Annotated in this window: 19 protein-coding genes and 1 pseudogene; 11 read left to right on the top strand and 9 right to left on the bottom strand. The window is 62.2% G+C overall.

Annotation, left to right across the window (positions count from 1 at the left end; all coding sequences use genetic code 11):
• Window positions 1-251 precede the first annotated feature (251 nt).
• Complete coding sequence (locus ACB037_RS16980; protein WP_010676108.1) at window positions 252-1028, top strand: glycosyltransferase family 2 protein; 777 nt, start codon at window positions 252-254, stop codon at window positions 1026-1028.
• 338 nt (window positions 1029-1366) lie between these two features.
• On the opposite strand, the gene ACB037_RS16975 is transcribed toward ACB037_RS16980, so the two are convergent.
• A complete protein-coding gene (locus ACB037_RS16975; RefSeq protein ID WP_041214218.1) occupies window positions 1367-2410 on the bottom strand; it encodes a glycosyltransferase family 9 protein in 1044 nt (347 codons plus the stop codon).
• Window positions 2411-2631: 221 nt separating this feature from the next.
• On the opposite strand from ACB037_RS16975, the gene coaD reads away from it, so the two are divergent.
• Entirely contained in the window at window positions 2632-3114 is a 483-nt protein-coding gene (gene coaD / locus ACB037_RS16970) for a pantetheine-phosphate adenylyltransferase (protein WP_043153322.1), read from the top strand.
• 73 nt (window positions 3115-3187) lie between these two features.
• On the opposite strand, the gene ACB037_RS16965 is transcribed toward coaD, so the two are convergent.
• The 6 genes from ACB037_RS16965 to radC form a co-directional block, all read right to left on the bottom strand.
• On the bottom strand, window positions 3188-4060 hold the full coding sequence (locus tag ACB037_RS16965; protein WP_124245150.1) for a VirK/YbjX family protein: 873 nt from the start codon (window positions 4058-4060) through the stop codon (window positions 3188-3190).
• A gap of 176 nt (window positions 4061-4236) precedes the next feature.
• The gene (gene mutM, locus ACB037_RS16960; protein WP_124245149.1) at window positions 4237-5049 is read right to left on the bottom strand and encodes a bifunctional DNA-formamidopyrimidine glycosylase/DNA-(apurinic or apyrimidinic site) lyase; all 813 of its coding nucleotides are present in this window, start codon (window positions 5047-5049) and stop codon (window positions 4237-4239) included.
• 14 nt (window positions 5050-5063) lie between these two features.
• A complete protein-coding gene (locus ACB037_RS16955; RefSeq protein ID WP_041212007.1) occupies window positions 5064-5519 on the bottom strand; it encodes a hypothetical protein in 456 nt (151 codons plus the stop codon).
• Window positions 5520-5609: 90 nt separating this feature from the next.
• Window positions 5610-5777, bottom strand: coding sequence for a 50S ribosomal protein L33 (gene rpmG / locus ACB037_RS16950; protein ID WP_371175639.1), 168 nt, complete (start codon window positions 5775-5777; stop codon window positions 5610-5612).
• Between the two features lie 11 nt (window positions 5778-5788).
• The gene (gene rpmB / locus ACB037_RS16945) at window positions 5789-6025 is read right to left on the bottom strand and encodes a 50S ribosomal protein L28 (RefSeq protein WP_005307492.1); all 237 of its coding nucleotides are present in this window, start codon (window positions 6023-6025) and stop codon (window positions 5789-5791) included.
• Between the two features lie 136 nt (window positions 6026-6161).
• The gene (gene radC / locus ACB037_RS16940; protein WP_039040991.1) at window positions 6162-6836 is read right to left on the bottom strand and encodes a DNA repair protein RadC; all 675 of its coding nucleotides are present in this window, start codon (window positions 6834-6836) and stop codon (window positions 6162-6164) included.
• Between the two features lie 147 nt (window positions 6837-6983).
• Between radC and coaBC the strand changes: the two genes are divergently transcribed.
• The 5 genes and pseudogenes from coaBC (at window position 6984) to ACB037_RS16915 (ending at window position 10731) form a co-directional block, all read left to right on the top strand.
• A complete protein-coding gene (gene coaBC, locus ACB037_RS16935) occupies window positions 6984-8186 on the top strand; it encodes a bifunctional phosphopantothenoylcysteine decarboxylase/phosphopantothenate--cysteine ligase CoaBC (protein WP_223919795.1) in 1203 nt (400 codons plus the stop codon).
• A 76-nt stretch (window positions 8187-8262) separates the two neighbouring features.
• Window positions 8263-8721 (top strand): dUTP diphosphatase, encoded by a 459-nt coding sequence (gene dut / locus ACB037_RS16930; protein WP_201936154.1) that lies wholly within the window; start codon window positions 8263-8265, stop codon window positions 8719-8721.
• A 70-nt stretch (window positions 8722-8791) separates the two neighbouring features.
• Complete coding sequence (slmA, locus tag ACB037_RS16925; protein WP_010676117.1) at window positions 8792-9388, top strand: nucleoid occlusion factor SlmA; 597 nt, start codon at window positions 8792-8794, stop codon at window positions 9386-9388.
• A gap of 138 nt (window positions 9389-9526) precedes the next feature.
• A pseudogene (locus ACB037_RS16920) lies at window positions 9527-9610 on the top strand (nucleoid occlusion factor SlmA); the annotation flags it as partial.
• A gap of 284 nt (window positions 9611-9894) precedes the next feature.
• Window positions 9895-10731: a mechanosensitive ion channel domain-containing protein gene (locus ACB037_RS16915; RefSeq protein ID WP_042864726.1), complete on the top strand. Its 837-nt coding sequence runs from the start codon at window positions 9895-9897 to the stop codon at window positions 10729-10731.
• Between the two features lie 115 nt (window positions 10732-10846).
• Here the strand turns inward: ACB037_RS16915 and ACB037_RS16910 are convergent, their stop codons facing one another.
• Entirely contained in the window at window positions 10847-11035 is a 189-nt protein-coding gene (locus ACB037_RS16910; protein ID WP_029314882.1) for a hypothetical protein, read from the bottom strand.
• Window positions 11036-11456: 421 nt separating this feature from the next.
• Between ACB037_RS16910 and pgi the strand changes: the two genes are divergently transcribed.
• A complete protein-coding gene (gene pgi, locus ACB037_RS16905) occupies window positions 11457-13106 on the top strand; it encodes a glucose-6-phosphate isomerase (protein WP_039040994.1) in 1650 nt (549 codons plus the stop codon).
• A gap of 162 nt (window positions 13107-13268) precedes the next feature.
• Here pgi and ilvC read toward each other — a convergent pair whose 3' ends face one another.
• Window positions 13269-14750, bottom strand: a complete 1482-nt coding sequence (gene ilvC, locus ACB037_RS16900; protein ID WP_045522761.1) for a ketol-acid reductoisomerase — start codon at window positions 14748-14750, stop codon at window positions 13269-13271.
• A gap of 193 nt (window positions 14751-14943) precedes the next feature.
• Here ilvC and ilvY point away from each other — a divergent pair, with 193 nt between their 5' ends.
• The 3 genes from ilvY to ACB037_RS16885 all read left to right on the top strand — a co-directional run bounded on the left by ilvY (window position 14944) and on the right by ACB037_RS16885 (window position 18800).
• Window positions 14944-15837, top strand: a complete 894-nt coding sequence (ilvY, locus tag ACB037_RS16895; RefSeq protein WP_139736544.1) for an HTH-type transcriptional activator IlvY — start codon at window positions 14944-14946, stop codon at window positions 15835-15837.
• Between the two features lie 107 nt (window positions 15838-15944).
• Window positions 15945-16136: a hypothetical protein gene (locus tag ACB037_RS16890; protein ID WP_010676124.1), complete on the top strand. Its 192-nt coding sequence runs from the start codon at window positions 15945-15947 to the stop codon at window positions 16134-16136.
• Window positions 16137-16226: 90 nt separating this feature from the next.
• The gene (locus ACB037_RS16885; protein ID WP_336591742.1) at window positions 16227-18800 is read left to right on the top strand and encodes a bifunctional acetate--CoA ligase family protein/GNAT family N-acetyltransferase; all 2574 of its coding nucleotides are present in this window, start codon (window positions 16227-16229) and stop codon (window positions 18798-18800) included.
• Window positions 18801-18956 lie beyond the last annotated feature (156 nt).

The following is an 18956-nucleotide window of genomic DNA, read 5'->3' as shown; positions in this document are numbered from 1 at the left end:
ACCCGTCTGCCCCCGCAAAACGCCTCCCTGGCAGGATCTGCTCCCCCGCGCATCCCTCCTGAGGCCCTCTTCGACCCGGACACGGCGTGCCCTGGGCCACCTACTGCCGGGTAGCAGAGATCCCCCTTCCCCCGCATTCAAAAGCGGGCCCACCGGGCCCTCGGGTCATGCCCCGCGCGGGGTTTTAGGCTAGAATGGGCGCCAATCCGAGCATGACCCGCCCGCCGGGCACCAACAAGAGTCCCTTGCCTGTGAAAAAACCGACCCTGGCGGCCGTCCTGATCGTCAAGAACGAAGCCGACAACCTCCGCGCCTGCCTCGCCTCCCTCGAAGGCCTGGCGGATGAAATCGTCATTCTCGACTCCGGCAGTCAGGATGACACCCCGGCCATCGCCGCCGAATTTGGCGCCCGCTTCTTCGTCAACACCACCTGGCCCGGTTTCGGCCGTCAGCGCCGCCTCGCCCAGTCCCATGTCCAGTCGGAGTGGGTGCTGTGGCTGGACGCGGACGAGCGGCTCACCCCGGAACTCAGGGAAGCCATCCAGGGGGTCATGGCCAACCCGGCCAGCGACACCATCTACTCCATCCCGCGCCTCTCCTGGGTGTTCGGTCGCTTCATCCGCCACAGCGGCTGGTACCCGGATCGGGTGCTGCGCCTCTACCCCAAGGCGCTGACCGGCTACAACGAGGCGCTGGTACACGAGAAGGTGGAGGTGCGCGCCAACATGAAGATCGTCAACCTGCAGGGCGACCTCCTCCACTACACCTACCGGGATCTGGAACACTACCTGGTCAAATCCGCCGGCTATGCCCGCGCATGGGCCGATCAGCGCACCGCCCGCGGCAAGAAGGGATCCCTCGGTCAGGGGCTGGTCCACGCCGTCGGCTGCTTCCTCAAGATGTACCTGCTCAAGGCCGGTTTCCTCGACGGCAAGCAGGGCCTGCTGCTGGCCATCCTCTCCGCCCACTCCACCTTCGTAAAATACGCCGATCTCTGGGTTCGCCAGCAGCCCCAGCAGCCGAAATAGGGCATCGCCCCACAGATCTCATTCATGACTCACCCCTTGTTCCAGCGGGACAAGGGGCAAACCCCATGGCCAGGGATCGGGCGCAGCCCTCGCGGGGCCGCTCACGGCGCAAACCCGGGCGCCACGGACGAAAACTGGCCGCGATAAGCCGAATGCATGGATATTGGTAACATGACCCGACTCCGGCTTATACCGACAGGTTTCCCCTGCCCGGGGCCCGGGCAGGCCCGTCAAGGGGGCTGTCGGGGACCACGTCCGGTAGGCTGGCCTGCCAGCAAGCGCATCCCCTTACAAGACAGGGCCCCGCGGGGCCCTGTCTGTATGTTCTGTGCGCGCTCTCAGCGCTCGGCGCGCCAGAAGGGCGGCGCCCAGCGGGCGATCTCTGCCGCCATGGCCTTGGGATCGAGCTGGCTCATGTCCTCCGGGTGGTCGCTGTCTTCCGGCGGGCTGAAGGGCAGATGGCGCCCCTCGCCGTTGAGCGGCCGCCAGCGCAGCGGCGTTGCCGAACGGTGTGCCGGGAAGAAGCCGACGGTCGGCACGTCCATGGCCGCGGCGATGTGCAGGGGCCCCGTGCTGCCCGCCACGAACAGGGCGGCGTTGGCCATCACCTGGCAGAACTTCGGCAGCCCCTCGTCGGAGCGATAGATCCAGCCGTTGCCCCCATGGGCCAGCAGTTCCGCCGCCAACTGCTCCGCCTTCCCCTCCTCCCCCGGGCCTGCCGTCAGCACGCACTGCAACTCGGGACAGGCCTGGTTGAGCTTGATGATGAGGCGCGAGTACTGCTCGATGGAGAGGTTGTTGGCCGAGCCACCGCTGCCCGCATGCACCATCAGCCAGGGGCGGCTGGCGTCGAGCCTGAGACGGGCGGCGACCTGCTCGCGCACCTGCAGCAGGCTCTCGGGGTCGAAGTCGAGGTAGGGACCCTGTGGCTCTACCACGGTCTGATGCTGATCGGCGAGGAAGCGGCGCACCAGATCCAGGTTGTATTCGTACTCCGGCTTCTGGGAGCGGGAGCGGCGCTGCACCAGGCGCTGGTTGTAGAGCACCTGGGCCAGCTTGGTAGCTGGTGCCAGCCGGTAGGGAATGTGCGCCTTCCACACCAGCTTGGCATTGCGGGTGTTGGAGAAGAGGCAGATGGAGGCATCGAAGGCAGCCGCCTTGATGCGCGCCAGCAGGGCGCGTTGCTGCTCCTTGTCGGCCCGGGCACCCGGATCCAGGATGATCTCGTCGATCCAGGGGCAGAGGCGGGCCAGGGGCGCCGTGTAGGCGGGAACCAGGGCAGTCACATGACACTCCATGGAGCGCTTGAGCATGGCAAAGCTCGGCCACGCCAGCATGAAGTCACCAATCTTGTCATTGCGGACTACCAGAATACGTTTCATAAAAAATCCCTATGCTCCCTGTCACCAGCGAAGGAGGCTTGATGCGCGATGCGGGTATTCTTGCCTGATGCAGGGCGATTCTCAAGCGAAGACGCCACGGGGCCCCGATTTGTGCGAACCCGGCCGCCGATCAGCGCCAGAAATCCGCGCCATCCCGGTCGCGACAAACCGGCAACAGCCCCTATAATGCGACCAGTTTTCCGGTTTCAGGAATCAGCAGCATGACCAACAAGGTAATCTATCCCGGCACCTTCGATCCCATCACCAACGGCCATACCGATCTCATTGGCCGCGCCGCCAGACTGTTCGACGAGGTGGTGGTCGGGGTCGCCAACAGCCCGAGCAAACGGCCGCTGTTCGATCTCGAGGAGCGCGTTCAGCTGGCCCGGCAGGTGACGGCTCACCTGCCCAACGTCAAGGTGGTGGGCTTCTCCGGCCTGCTGGTGGATTTTGCCAGGGAGCAGCAGGCCAACGTGCTGATCCGCGGCCTGCGCGCCGTCTCCGACTTCGAATACGAGTTCCAGCTCGCCAACATGAACCGTCGCCTGATGCCCACCCTGGAGAGCGTCTTCCTCACCCCGGCGGAGGAGAACTCCTTCATCTCCTCCACCCTGGTGAAGGAGGTGGCGCTGCACGGAGGTGACATCCACCAGTTCGTCGACCCCCTGGTGGCCCAGGCCATCGCCGCCAAGCAGCAGCGCTAATCCCTCCCCTGATGGGCAGAAACGAACAAGGGCTACCCGCGGGTAGCCCTTGTTGCATCAACGCACTGCACGCCTAGCTGTGGGCAAACTGCTGGCGGATCGCCCGCTCCAGCCCGTCCAGCCACTCGTAGCGACGCCGGTACATGGCCCGCTTCTTGGCGGCCACCTCCTCCAGCGGCTTGCGCACCACGGGTTGCAGCCGCACGAAGTTGGCGTCCTGATCGAGGGCGCCAAACTCCTGCCACAGCTCGTCGTAGTCCGCCTGCAGGCAGGCTTTCTTCTTCTTGCTGTACCGTCTTGCCTGGAAGATGTGGGCCTTCATGCGTACCGCACAGACCCGGTGGGCCCCCATGGCCCCGGCCAGCGCCATCACCAGCATCACCACCAGCGACTTGGGTCTCAGACCCTGACCCGCCCGGGTCAATGCCCGCACCTGCTCCTGGGGCTGCTCGACACAGGGCTCCGGCCCCTGCACCGACCCGATCACCAGGGCCAGCTCCTGTTCGCTGCCCGCCAGGGAGAAGGCACAGCTGTAGAGTCGCTCCCCCCGCGCGTTGACGATGGAGAGGGCCAGCTCCGCCTCCCTGCGGAAGGTGCCGTCGTGACGCAGCACGATGCGCCAGCCGCCATCGGGATAATGGCCCAGCACTATCCCCTCCCCCAGATAGAGCGGGTCGATGAGCTCGGGGTACAGGCCCAGCAGCAGGCGGTAGTGATCCTCCACCATCTTGACCCGCTGGTTCACCGTCGAGCAGGCGAAGCGATAGGGGCGCATCGGCTTGTCGAGCAGCTCGGGGTGGCGGGCGGGAAGCGCCCGCAGGGGGGCGCTCTGGAACAGCTCGAACACCCGGTTCAACTGCGCACGGTAGAGCAGACTGCGCAGCAAAAACTTGCCGCGGTTGAAAGTCTTGCGGGCGCTGTCTTCGGGATAGAGGAAGCGGGCCATATCGTGGGCACAATAGTGCCCCTGCCGGGATAAATGTTCCCAGTCTATTGATTTAGCTGTCATTTTATTACCTCGCAGCCTGAACTGGCGAGATAGTAGTCATGGGCTGACGCAGCTTCAACAGACCGGAAATACTCTCTTACAACTTGGCCGATCCCGGCTCAAAAATCCCACTTTCAGCGTTGGCAGTGGGAGCAGAACACCGTGGTTCGCTGGCCCATCTTCACCTCGGTGAGCAGGGTGTGGCAGTGGAAGCAGGGCAGGCCGCCACGGCCGTAAACCTGCAGCTGCTGCACGAAATAGCCCGGCTTGCCGTCGGCGCTGGTGAAATCCTTGAGGGTGGTGCCCCCCTGGCGAATGGCTTCGGCCAGCACCCGCTTGATCTCGCTCACCAGGGTGCCCAGCCGCTCGGCGCTGATGTTGCCCGCCGCCCGCCTGGGATGAATGCCGGCGGCATAGAGCGCCTCGTTGGCGTAGATGTTGCCCACCCCGACCACCACGTGGTTGTCCATCAGGAACTGCTTGATGGCGGTGCTGCGCCCCTTCGCCCGCTCCCGCAGGTAATCGGCATGGAAGGCATCAGTGAGGGGTTCCGGCCCCAGCTTGGCGAGCAGGGCATGGGCCTCGGCCGGTTCGCGGGTCCACAGCAGGGCGCCAAAACGGCGCGGATCGTTGAGCCGCAGCAGCTTGCCGTTGGCCAGCTCGATATCCACGTGATCGTGCTTCTCGGCCGGGGTGCCGATGTCCAGCACCCGCAGGCTGCCGGACATCCCGAGATGCAGGATGGCGGTGCCGAAGTCGGTCTCCAGCAACAGGTATTTGGCGCGGCGGCTGACGCGGTGGATGACGAGATCCACCAGCTCCTGGATCTCGCCGGGCACGGGCCAGCGCAGGCGGCCGTCCCGCACCACCACGCGGGTCACCTTGATGCCGGTAAGCCAGGGGGAGATGCCCTGGCGGCTGACTTCGACTTCCGGTAATTCAGGCATGGGCGATCTCTCGTTCAGGGAATGGGGCGCATCAGGTCACGGTATTGCGCCTGGCTCAAGCTGAGCCAGGTCGAGGAGGGCAGCAGGGCGGCAAACTTGCCGTCGTCCTGATAGAGCCCGACTTCCACCGGATCGCTCTGTCCGGCGATCCAGATCTTGAGGGTCACCGGGGTGCCGCGCACGGGCTCGCCGGGGGGCAGCAGCCAGCCTTGCCACGCCTCGATGCGGGCCGCCAGCTGGGTGCTGCCAAGCCCCAGATCCGGCGCGCTGCGCCAGCCCTGGCCGATACGCTCTATCTGCCAGCTCGGCCCCTGCCAGGTCAGCACCACGGCACTCTCCGGCAACAGCGGACGCGCGCGTTTGGCACTGTTCTCCTGCTGGGCCTGCTCCAGCCGGTGCAACAGGGTAATGACGATCAACACGACCACGATGATCACGTTGTTCCAGCCTTTGCGGCTCAGTTTGAACATGGCTAGCCTCCCTTCGAATCGGCAGTGTACTGAATTCCAGCCATAAAAAAACCCGGCACGAGGCCGGGTTTTTGCAGCGAAACCAAGTAATTACTTGATTTTGCCTTCTTTGTAGATCACATGCTGACGAACCACGGGATCAAATTTCTTGATCTCCATTTTTTCGGGCATGGTGCGCTTGTTCTTGGTAGTGGTATAGAAGTGACCAGTACCGGCGCTGGAGTTCAGGCGAATCTTATCGCGAATACCTTTAGCCATGATCTAATTCCTTATACCTTAACGCCGCTGGCACGCAGTTCAGCCAGAACCACTTCAACGCCGCGCTTGTCGATGATACGCATGCCTTTTGCGGATACGCGCAGGCTCACGAAGCGTTTTTCACTCTCAACCCAGAAACGGTGAGTGTGCAGGTTCGGCAGGAAACGACGCTTGGTAGCGTTGTTAGCGTGCGAACGGTTGTTACCAACTGCCGGGCGCTTGCCGGTTACTTGGCATACTCTAGACATGTCAGTCTCTCCAAATCTTACTTCATTGCTCGAGCAAATATCTGCCCCGCTGGCCTTCGATTGCGGGGCAAACAGAAGGCGGCATTTTATACAGCATCCGTGATCAAAGATCAACTAATACAGTGCCAGAGCCCAGTCACAACCAACCACGCTCTGCGAAAGAAACCGTGATGCCATCACCGATCACCAGGTGATCAAGCACTCTGATATCGACCAGGGCCAGGGCGGCCAGGATCCGATCCGTGATCTGGCGGTCCGCCCGACTGGGCTCGGCCACGCCGGACGGGTGATTATGCGCCAGAATCACGGCGGCTGCATTATGTTTGAGCGCGATCTGCACGATTTCTCTGGGCCAGACGCTCGCCGAGTCGAGGGTGCCGTAAAAAAGTTCGACAAACCGGATGACCCTGTGCTGGTTGTCGAGCAGCAGCAGGGCGAACACCTCCCTCCCCCGATCCCGCAACTGGGCTTGCAGAAAGTCCCGGGTAAGCCCGGGCGAGGTGAGCGCCTCTCCCCGTTGCAACTGTTCGGCCAGATGGCGCCGCCCCATCTCCAGCACCGCCTGCAACTGGGCATACTTGGCAGGTCCCAGCCCGTGAGCGCCACAAAAATCCTGCTGCTCGGCTCCCAGCAGTGCCCGCAGGGAACCAAACTGCTGCAACAACTGGCGGGAGAGATCCACCGCACTCAACCCGCTGACCCCGGTGCGCAGGAAGATGGCCAGCAGTTCGGCATCGGAGAGCGTCGCCGCCCCTCGGCGCAGCAGCTTTTCCCTCGGGCGCTCCTCTTCCGGCCACTCCTTGATGCTCATTTGTCTCTCCCTCATGGCTATTGAGAGAAAACATAGCAAAGAATCCCGCGAGCCCGACCACAACTCCCCCATGTCAGCCTCTGTCGCCACCCATTGCCTGTGCTATCTTAGCCGACCAGTCAGAGTGAGCCGGAAGAGAAGCAGCAGATGAGATTGGCCGATAAACGCATCCTGTTGGGTGTCAGTGGCGGGATCGCCGCCTACAAGAGTGCCGAACTGGTACGTCGCCTGAAAGATCAGGGGGCCGAGGTGCGAGTGGTGATGACCCGCTCCGCCAAGGAGTTCATCACCCCGCTGACCCTGCAAGCCGTCTCAGGCCACCCGGTGGCCGACAGTCTGCTGGACCCGGCTGCCGAGGCGGGCATGGGCCACATCGAACTGGCCAAGTGGGCCGATCTGGTGCTGATCGCCCCCGCCAGCGCCAACCTGATGGCCCGCATGGCCGCCGGCATGGCGGACGAGCTGCTCACCACCCTCTGCCTTGCCACCCCGGCGACTATCGCCCTGGCGCCAGCCATGAACCAGCAGATGTACCGCAACGCCGCCACCCAGGCCAACCTCCAGACCCTCACCGAACGCGGCATTCAGCTGTGGGGGCCGGATTCCGGCAGCCAGGCCTGCGGCGATGTGGGCCCGGGCCGGATGCTGGATCCCCTGGAACTGGTGGAACGCTGCTGCCAGCAGCTCGCCGCCGAGCCACTCTTGGCAGGCGTCAGGCTGCTGCTCACAGCCGGGCCGACCCGCGAGGCGCTGGATCCGGTGCGCTATATCAGCAACCACAGCTCCGGCAAGATGGGCTACGCCATCGCCCGCGCCGCGCGCGAAGCGGGCGCGGAGGTGACCCTGGTGAGCGGCCCGGTGGCACTGGCCACCCCGGCCGGCGTTACCCGCATCGATGTGGAGAGTGCCCTGCAGATGCACGAAGCGGTGATGAGCCAGGTCGGTGAGTGCGACCTCTTTATCGGCTGCGCTGCCGTCGCCGACTACCGTCCCGCCCAGGTGGCCGAGCAAAAGATCAAGAAGACCGGCGACAACGACCAAATGCAGCTGACCCTGGTCAAAAACCCCGACATCATCGCCGATGTGGGGGCGTTGTCAGACAAACCCTTCACCGTCGGATTTGCCGCCGAAACCGTGGATGTGGAACAATACGCCCTCGACAAACTTCGACGTAAGCGGCTGGACATGATCGCAGCCAACGATGTGTCCCGTGCAGGCCAGGGTTTCAATGCCGATGACAACGCCCTGACCGTCTTCTGGCAAGGGGGTCAAGCCGCCCTGCCCCTGGCCGATAAGCTGACGCTCGCCCGTCATCTTGTCGCCCTGATTGCACGCCATTATCGACCCTGAGCCCATTGAACATGCCGGGAGCCCCAGGCTCCTGCAGTACCACCCGATCGCCAGGCGATCCAATTGAAAAAGATTCATGACGACACAAATTGAACTGAAAATCCTGGATGCCCGCATCGGCACCGACTTCCCGCTGCCCGCCTACGCCACACCGGGCTCCGCTGGCATGGACTTGCGCGCCCTGCTGGATGCCCCGCTGACCCTGGCCCCGGGCGACACCACTCTGGTGCCGACCGGGCTGGCCATTCACATCCAGGATCCGGGTCTGTGCGCCACCATCCTGCCCCGCTCCGGCCTCGGCCATAAGCACGGCATCGTGCTGGGCAACCTGGTCGGCCTCATCGACTCCGACTACCAGGGTCAGTTGATGGTCTCGGTCTGGAACCGTGGCAGCGACAGCTTCACCATGCAGCCTGGCGAGCGCATCGCCCAGCTGGTGATCCTGCCGGTGGTACAGGCCAGCTTCCAGCTGGTCGACGAATTCAATCAGAGTGAACGGGGTGAAGGCGGGTTTGGTTCTTCTGGTCGCCAATAACAAGACCACACGGCCCCCTGGGGCACGTGCCAAATAATAGAATCAAGCCATTGTTTTTTTAGGGGAATCCATGGCAAGCAGTAACCAGAAACAGAGTCGGCGCGATCAGATCCTGCAGGCACTCGCCCACATGCTGGAAACCAGCCCGGGCCAGCGCATCACCACGGCACGCCTCGCGGCCGAGGTGGGCGTGTCCGAGGCAGCCCTCTACCGGCATTTTCCCAGCAAGGCGAGGATGTTCGAGGGGCTGATCGACTTTATCGAGGATTCCCTGCTGTCACGGGTCAACCTGATCATGGCCGAAGAGAAGGACACCATGGCCCGCTGCCATCACATACTGCAGCTGCTGCTGGTGTTCGCCGAGCGCAACCCCGGCATCACCCGCATTCTCAATGGCGATGCCCTGCTGGGCGAACACGATCGGCTGCGGGATCGCATCAGCATCCTGTTCGACAAGCTGGAGACCCAGATAAAGCAGGTACTGCGCGAGAAACGGCTGCGGGAAGGCCAGGGCTTCCAGCTCGACGAGACCATGCTGGCCAACCTGCTGCTGGCCTATACCGAGGGCCGCATCAGCCAGTTCGTCCGCTCGGAGTTCAAAATCAAGCCCACTGCAGGCTTTGAAGATCAGTGGCAGTTTATCCGCAGCCAGCTGCTGCAAAGCTGAGCCAGCAGACCGCATCAACCAATGCACGTCTGCTCCGAGCTCACAATCAACCCCACCGCCGGGTTTGAAGATCAGTGGCAGTTCATCCGCAGCCAGCAGCTGCAAAGCTGAGCCAGCAGACCGCATCAACCAATGCACGTCCGCTCCGAGTTCAACATCAAGCCCACTGCCGGCTTTGAAGATCAGTGGCAGTTTATCCGCAGCCAGCTGCTGCAAAGCTGAGCCAGCAGACCGCATCAACCAATGCACGTCCGCTCCGAGTTCACAATCAAGCCCACCGCCGGGTTTGAAGATCAGTGGCAGTTTATCCGCAGCCAGCTGCTGCAAAGCTGAGTGCGCACATGCCCAGCGTCCCTGCGCCAGCAGGGTTGTGACAAAGCGGGAGGCCTTGGCCTCCCTTGCTTTTTGTGGCACAAAAGAAGAGACAAGCACCAGATGCGACCCAGCTTGTCGCGCTCAAGTGTTAGATTCATCTGCCATAAATCTTCACACCAACAGGACATCCTATGGAACCCGAGATCATTACCGAAGCACAGACCTGGCTGACCAACAACCAGGGACTGATCATCGAGTATGCGGTCAACATCGCCGCCGCCCTGATCACCCTGCTGGTCGGTTACATTGCCGCCAACCTTCTCAGCGGTGGCGTGGTCAAGGTGATGCAGACCCGCAAGCTGGACACCACCGTCACCCACTTCGTCGGCAGCATCCTCAAATACACCATCCTGGTGTTCGTGGTGATCGCCGCTCTGGGCCGGGTCGGGGTGCAGACCGCCTCCTTCGTAGCCATCATCGGTGCCGCCGGTCTGGCCATCGGTCTGGCGCTGCAGGGCTCTCTCTCCAACTTTGCCGCCGGTTTCCTGCTCATCATCTTCCGCCCCATCAAGGCAGGGGAATTCATCGAGGTGGCAGGCACCAATGGCGTTGTGCAATCGGTGCAGCTCTTCACCACCACCCTCACCTCGGGTGACAACAAGATGGTGGTAGTGCCGAACTCCGCCATCCTCAACGGCACCATCGTCAACTACTCGCGCATGGATACCCGCCGCGTCGACATGACCTTCGGCATCGGCTACGGCTCCGACCTGCGCAAGGCCAAACAGATCCTGGAGCGGCTGGTGAGCGAAGAGCCCCGCATCCTGAAGGAGCAGGCCGCCACCATTGCCGTTGCCGCGCTGGCCGACTCCTCGGTCAATATCGTGGTGCGTCCCTGGGTCAAGACCGGTGATTACTGGGGTGTCTGGTTCGACTTCCACGAGAAGGTGAAGCTCACCTTCGACGCCGAGGGCATCGAGATTCCCTTCCCCCAGCGTGTGGTCCACATGCAAAAGACGGCGGATTGATCCTCGGTGTGCGTTCTCCAGTGCCAGCCTTCGGGCTGGCACTGTCGTTTCTGCCTTCTGTGACATGAAAAAACCGGCCACAGGCCGGTCTTGCGCACCAGGTCGCACCGCGTTCTCACCCCAGCCGGCGTGCAACCCGGTTGAGCAGGGGCTGCATCAGCACATAGCCCCCCAGCACGGCTCCGATCACCGCCAGCACGCGGATCTCCAGCGTCGGCGCCGCATTGGCCAGCGTCAGGGTCAGCAAACCGATGAGGCCGGTGGCGATCAGGCTCAGGGCAAACAGGGATAACAGGGCTTTCATCTCGATCTCCTCATTCCACACCATTGATTCCATACCTTGGCCATCCCTGGGAGATCTCGTCCATTCGGCTAATATGGTAGCCAGCGTCTGTTGCCCGCCATTTGCGCCTGCTCAAAAAATCGTCCGATGAGCGTCTGTTGAATACCCTTTTATCTGTCACGCCAGCTTTCCAGAGCCACGGTCGTGCTCCCCTTGAAATGAAAGCCTTTTCAACCCTAACAAGCATGCGCGAACGCAAGATCCCGGGGTACTGGGTGACTCATAATCGCACTGTTTTGGTTGTACACTCCCTCGTTGCAGACAATTGGTAATGCTCTGTTACACGGGGCGTACGGAGTGCCCGGTATAATGCTCGCATAATAAGGTTTGGCGGGAGCCTTGCCTGCAAGGTTCAAACACAACTTGGAAGACTGATAATCCTATGAAAAATATCAATCCAACCCGGACCCAGGCCTGGCAGGCACTGGAAGCCCATTTTGCAGCCAACAAGGAGATGCGTCTCAAGGATCTGTTCGCACAGGATCCCAAGCGTTTTGACAAGTTCTCCCTCACCTTCGGTGGCGACATCCTGGTCGACTACTCCAAGAACCTGATCACCGAAGAGACCCTCAAGCTGCTGGTGAACCTGGCTGGCGAGACCGATCTGCGCAGCGCCATCGACGCCATGTTCAACGGCGACAAGATCAACATGACCGAAGGGCGCGCCGTACTGCACACCGCCCTGCGCAACCGCTCCGACCGTCCCATCGAGGTTGACGGCAAGGACGTGATGCCGGAAGTGAACGCCGTACTGGCCAAGATGAAGGGCTTCTGCGAGAAGGTCATCGGTGGCGAGTGGAAGGGCTATACCGGCAAGGCCATCCAGCACGTGGTCAACATCGGCATTGGTGGCTCCGATCTGGGCCCCGTCATGATCACCGAGGCCCTGCGCCCCTACAAGAATCACCTGGAGATGCACTTCGTCTCCAACGTTGACGGCACCCACATCGCCGAGACGCTCAAGAAGATCGATCCGGAAACCACCCTGTTCCTGGTGGCCTCAAAGACCTTCACCACCCAAGAGACCATGACCAACGCCCTGACCGCCCGCGACTGGTTCCTCGGTCATGCCGGTGACAAGGCCCACGTTGCCAAGCACTTCGCCGCCCTCTCGACCAACGGCAAGGCCGTGGCCGAGTTCGGCATCGACACCGACAACATGTTCGAGTTCTGGGACTGGGTCGGCGGCCGCTACTCCTCCTGGTCCGCCATCGGCATGCCCATCGCCCTCTCCCTCGGCTTCGAGCACTTCGAGGCCCTGCTGCAAGGCGCCTTCGAGATGGACATGCACTTCGCCACTGCCGCCTATGAACAGAACGTGCCCGTACTGCTGGCCCTGATCGGCCTGTGGTACAACAACTTCCATGGTGCCGAGTCCGAAGCTATCCTACCGTACGATCAGTACATGCATCGCTTCCCTGCCTACTTCCAGCAAGGCAACATGGAGTCCAACGGCAAGTACGTGGACCGCGACGGCAATCCGGTGGACTACCAGACCGGCCCCATCATCTGGGGTGAGCCGGGTACCAACGGCCAGCACGCCTTCTACCAGCTGATCCATCAGGGCACCAAGCTGATCCCCTGCGACTTCCTGGCGCCGGCCATCAGCCATAACCCCATCGGTGACCACCATCCGAAGCTCCTGGCCAACTTCTTCGCCCAGACCGAGGCCCTTGCCTTCGGCAAGAGCAAGGAAGCGGTGGAGGCCGAGTTCCTGGCCGCCGGCAAGACGCTGGAGCAGGTCAAGGATCTGGTGCCGTTCAAGGTGTTCGAAGGCAACCGCCCGACCAACTCCATCCTGTTCAAGCAGCTGACCCCGAAAACCCTCGGCTCCCTGATCGCCATGTACGAGCACAAGATCTTCGTACAGGGCGCAATCTGGAACATCTTCTCCTTCGACCAGTGGGGTGTGGAGCTGGGCAAACAGCTGGCCAACAAGATCCTGCCGGAGCTGGGCACCGATGAGGCCGTCACCAGCCACGACGGCTCCACCAACGGCCTGATCAACACCTGGAAAGCCTGGAAGGCCTGATTCTCCCGCCCTCCAGAATGCAAAAGCCCCGCTCGATGAGCGGGGCTTTTTTATTGCTATCAATCGGTCTGTTTGCATCATCCGGACGACAGGCCGGGTGTCTAAGCCAGCCAGTAACGGGGATCGTCATCCCCGCCCCTTCCGATGCCGCTCAGCGAAGGCTTAACCGCCGACGGCAATACGCTTCATGTCCTTCATGTAACCACGCAGGGTCTGGCCGATCTTCTCGATCGGGTGGTTGCGGGTCGCTTCGTTGGCAGCCAGCAAGGCCAGGTTGTCCACCGCCTTGCTCTCGGCACGGGCACTGCCCAGGTCCCCTGCTTGCAGGGTCGGCATGAAGTGCTCGCGCAGCAGCGGCACGGCGGCGTTGGCGAACAGGTAGTTGCCGTACTCCGCGGTGTCGGAGATGACCACGTTCATCTCGTACAGACGCTTGCGGGCGACGGTGTTGGCGATCAGCGGCAGCTCGTGCAAAGACTCGTAGTAGGCAGACTCTTCATAGATACCGGAGGCCACCATGGTTTCGAACGCCAGCTCGACACCCGCCTTGACCATGGCCACCATAACCACGCCATTGTCGAAGTACTCCTGCTCGGCGATCTTGCCGGCATAGGCAGGAGCATTCTCGAAGGCGGACTTGCCGGTCTCTTCGCGCCAACCGAACAGCTTGGCATCGTCTTCGGCCCAGTCAGCCATCATGCCGCGGGAGAACTCGCCGGCGATTATGTCATCCATGTGCTTCTCGAACAGCGGACGCATCAGGGTGCGCAGTTGCTCGGAGAGCTCGAAGGCACGCAGCTTGGCCGGGTTGGAGAGACGGTCCATCATCAGGCTGATGCCACCCTGCTTCAGGGCCTCGGTGATGGTCTCCCAGCCGAACTGGATCAGCTTGCCGGCATAAGCCGGGTCGGTGCCCTCGGCAACCAGCTTGTCGTAGCAGAGCAGGGAACCGGCCTGCAGCATGCCGCACAGAATGGTCTGCTCGCCCATCAGGTCGGATTTCACTTCCGCGACGAAGGAAGATTCCAGCACGCCGGCACGGTCGCCACCGGTAGCAGAGGCCCACGCCTTGGCAATGGCCATGCCCTCACCCTGGGGATCGTTCTCCGGGTGGACGGCGATCAGTGTCGGTACTCCGAAACCACGCTTGTACTCTTCACGCACTTCGGTGCCCGGGCATTTGGGTGCAACCATCACGACGGTGATGTCGGAACGGATCTGCTGCCCCTCTTCCACCACGTTGAAGCCGTGGGAGTAGCCCAGCGCGGCGCCCTGCTTCATCAGCGGCATCACGGTTTTGACGACGTCGGAGTGCTGCTTGTCCGGGGTCAGGTTCAGCACCAGATCGGCGGTCGGGATCAGCTCTTCATAGGTGCCGACCGCGAAGCCGTTGTCGGTGGCCTTCTGCCAGGAGGCGCGCTTCTCAGTGATGGCGGCCTTGCGCAGGGCGTAGGAGATATCCAGCCCGGAGTCGCGCATGTTCAGGCCCTGGTTCAGACCCTGGGCACCACAGCCCACAATCACCACCTTCTTGCCCTTCAGCACGTTGCAGCCGTCCGCGAACTCTTCGCGCTGCATGAAACGACACTTGCCCAGCTGGGCCAACTGCTGACGCAGGTTCAAGGTGTTGAAATAGTTAGCCATGGTGATTGCTCCGTTCGATTGATTCCATGCCGGATAGCGGCGTTGTCGAAACCACTATAGCGCGGGACACTTATTGCCTGAACTGATATATTCGAAACAGTACGTTGCAGGAATTGAAATGTGATTTCCCGCAATCTCCCGCCGCCGAGCCATCGTGCTACAGGGCGCCTGACAACGCCGCAGGAATAAAAAGATGGACCTTCGCAATCTCGAACTGTTTCTCCACCTCGCCGACTCCCTCCACTTCGGCAAAAGCGCCGATGCCATGGCGGTCAGCCCCTCCACCCTGAGCCGCGCCATCCAGCGACTGGAGCAGGAGACCGGCTGCGTGCTGTTCGAGCGGGACAACCGCTCGGTGCGGCTCACCCCTGCTGGTGAGAAGCTGCGGGAGTTTGGCGGTGCCTTGCTGCAGGAGTGGCGCCAACTCAAACAGGAGCTCAAGCGCAGCGACGAGCCGCTGCAAGGGCGGCTGCGGGTGTTCTGCTCGGTCACTGCCAGCTACTTTCTGCTGCCCGAGGTACTGGAACGCTTTCGTCGCCGTTATCCCCAGCTGGAGATCAAGCTGGAGACCGGCGACCCTGCACTGGCAGTGGACAAGATCCTGGCTGACGAAGCCGATCTCGCCATCGCAGCGAGGCCGGATGCGCTCTCGTCCAAGCTGGAATTCGCCAGCCTGCAACAAGTCCCTCTGGTGTTCATCGCCCCCCGCAATGCCCCCCAGCAGGGTCAGTGGTTCCCCCAGGGCGAACCTGACTGGGAGCGCCTGCCGCTGATCCTCTCCGAACAGGGGCTGGCCCGAAAGCGCTGTGATCAATGGTTTCGCAACAAGGGGATAGCTCCCAACATCTATGCAGAAGTGGCGGGCAACGAGGGCATCGTCGCCATGGTGGCCCTCGGCTTCGGTGTGGGTGTCGTGCCTGCCGCCGTCATCGATCACAGCCCCATGGGGGACAAGGTGCGTGTGGTCGAGCCCAAACCGGCGCTCAAAGCGTTCGACGTCGGCATCGCCGTGCTCAAGAAGCGGCTGGAAGAGCCGCTGATCCGCGCCTTCTGGGACACCGCACGCGGCCAGGGAGGCCTTCGCTGATCCGGCAGGCGTCGGAGCCACAGTGAGTGTCAAATGTATCAGTATGAAAGTGGGGGAGAAGAGGGGACACTGGCCGGCACCATCCAGCCACCATCAAGGAATAGAGCGTGAGCCAGCATCTTGTCGAAATCCGCAGTGCCATCCTGTTCGCAGAATATCTGCAAAGCCTCGGGGTCCAGCGCCATGAACTCGATCGGGAGCAGGAGATCTATCTCCAGGACAGGCACCTCGCCACGGTGCAATGCATTCAGGGGGAGCTGCGCTTTTATCTGCGCGCCAGCGCACTGGCCAGATCGTGATCCGCAATCGGTCACAGAACCCGCACGCAAAGCGTATTAGACTGGCACCATCCGTCCCCCTTGCCCCGGGGGCCACCACGAGGAGTGCCCATGAAACAAAGCGGCCTGGATCGGCTCTTCAAACCTCACTCGATCGCCGTCATCGGCGCCTCCAGTGATCCGCAGAAGGCAGGCCATGTGGTCATCCGGCACCTACTGGCGGGTCAGTTCCAGGGCCCTATACTACCCGTAGCCCCCCGCAGCCAGGCCATCGCTGGCGTGCTCGCCTATCCGGACATAGAGAGCCTTCCCCTCTCCCCCGATCTCGCCATCGTCTGTACCCGGCGCGAACGGGTACTGCCGCTCATCGAGGAGCTCGGCAAGAAAGGAACCGGAGCCGCCATCATACTGGCCGCCCAGTTCTCCACTGACGAGCGCCTGCGGCTCAAGCATCTGTGCCAGCAATACGGCATCCGGCTGCTCGGCCCCAACAGCATGGGCATGCTGCTCCCCGGGCAGGGTATCAACGCCAGCTTTTCCCCCATTGCAGCGACTCCGGGACAGGTGGCGTTTCTCTCCCAGTCTGCAGCGGTCAGCACCACCATCCTGGATTGGGCCAAGCAGCGCGAAATCGGCTTCTCGGCCTTCATCTCCCTGGGCGATCATTGCGACATCGACTTTGGCCAACTGCTGGATCAGCTCTCCCGGGACGGGACGACCCGCGCCATCCTGATCTACATGGACAAGCTGCACGATGCCAGGCACTTTCTCTCCGCCGCCCGTGCCGCCTCGCGCAACAAACCCATCCTGATCCTCAAGAGCGGTCGGCACGACCCGGCCAACGGTCTCGACAATGTCTATGATGCCGCCATCCGCCGGGCTGGCATGCTGCGCGTCCGGGATACCCACGAACTGTTTGCCACTGTCGAGACCCTGAGCCACTCCCTGACCCTCAAGGGGGAGCGGCTCGCCATCCTCTCCAACGGGCGCGGCCTCGCCAACATGGCCGCAGACGTACTGCTGTCTCGGGGAGGCAAGCTGGCGATGCCACCCCTCGACATCGGCAGCGATGCAGATATCGAGGCCTACAAGAGTGCACTCGAGACGCTGCTCCAAGGGGACAGTGCCGATGCCATCCTGCTGATCCATGCACCGTCCCTCACCGCCCGAGGTGTCACCCTCGCCAGCAGCCTGATCGACTTCATCAAGCAGCATCCCAGGGCCAGACGATTCAACATACTGACCAACTGGGCAGGCGAATACTCCGCCCAAGAGGGGAGACGCCTGTTCAACGAGGCGGGCATCCCGACCTATCGCACCCCGGAAAGCGCTGTCACGGCCTTCATGCACATGGTGGAATATCGCCGCAACCAGAAACAGTTGATGGAAACACCGGCCTCCCTGCAGGGCGACAGGCTCGATGTCGAGCGCTGCCAGCAGCTCCTTGGGCAAGCGCTGGACCGCCAGCAGAGGGTGCTGGACACCCACCTGGCCCATCCCATCTTGCAGGCAGCCGGGCTATCCACCCTCGCGACCTGGATCGTTTCCGATGCCATCGAGGCCGCACTGACTGCAGAACAGATTGGCTACCCCGTAGCGGTGAAGCTGCGATCTCCCGACATCGCCCACAAATCCGATGTACACGGTGTCATGCTGAACCTGCGCACCTCGGCGGAAGTCGCCCAGGCGGCGGATGCCATTCTGGACAGGGTACGTCAGCACGATCCTGGCGCCCGCATAGAAGGGCTTCTGGTACAACGCATGGCACGCCGCAGCGGGGGTCTGGAGCTACGGATCCGCTTGCAGCAGGATCCTGTCTTCGGCCCCGTCATCCTGCTCGGGGAATCCGGCGCCGAGCCCCGCGACATGGTCGCGGCCCTTCCTCCCCTCAACCAGGCTCTGGCTCGCTACCAGATCATTGGTGCCCTCAAGGATGGCAAGATCCGCGAGCAGGCCAGTCCGGTACGGCTCGATATCGACGCCCTCGGCCAGGTGCTGTGCCAGCTCTCCGAGCTGCTGCTGGCCTTCCCCGAGATACAAGAACTGGATCTGCACCCGCTGCAGGCCTGTGGCGAAGAGATGGTGATCCTGGATGCCCGGCTCGCCTTGGCAGAGCGAGGGCAACAAGTGCTGCCACTGGCCATTCGCCCCTATCCCACCGAGCTGGAAGAGGGTGCCTGGCTGAAAGATCAGAGTCATGTGCTGCTGCGCCCCATCCGCCCCGAAGACGAGCCGGCCCACAAGCAGTTCGTGCGACAGGTGTCTGATGAAGACAGGTACAAACGCTTTTTCGCCGATGTGGGGGAGCTGGGGCATGAGGAGCTGGCCCGCATGACCCAGATCGATTATGACCGGGAAATGGCCTTCGTCGCCGTGGGTCAGGACGGCCCTTTCAGCCAGCAGATCCTGGGAGTGGTGCGAGCCATTGCCAGCCCGGATCAATCGGATGCGGAGTTTGCCATCCTGGTCCGCTCAGACTTGAAAGGGCTCGGACTCGGCAAGTTGATGATGGAAAAGATCGTGCGCTATGCCAGAGAGCGTGGCATAGGCCAGCTCTCTGGCATGACCATGCCCAGCAATCGCGGCATGATCAATCTGGCCAAACGGCTCGGTTTCAAGATCGATATTCAGCTGGAAGATGGGATAGTCAACATGGAGCTGCCCTGTGCTGATCAGGTTGTATAACGATACAATCGTGGTGGTAAATCAACCAGATATGGATGGATAACGTGAATTTCAGGCAATAAAAAACCCCGCTCGAGTGAGCGGGGTTTCTTGTATTGGGTGCCTGGCAGTGTCCTACTCTCGCATGGCGAATGCCACACTACCATCGGCGCTACA

This window comes from Aeromonas sp. S19(2024) (genome assembly GCF_041402625.1).
Classification (GTDB): Bacteria; Pseudomonadota; Gammaproteobacteria; order Enterobacterales; family Aeromonadaceae; genus Aeromonas; species Aeromonas caviae.
The sequence above is the reverse complement of the archived record's forward strand: the minus strand, read 5'-3'. Positions and strand labels throughout refer to the sequence as shown.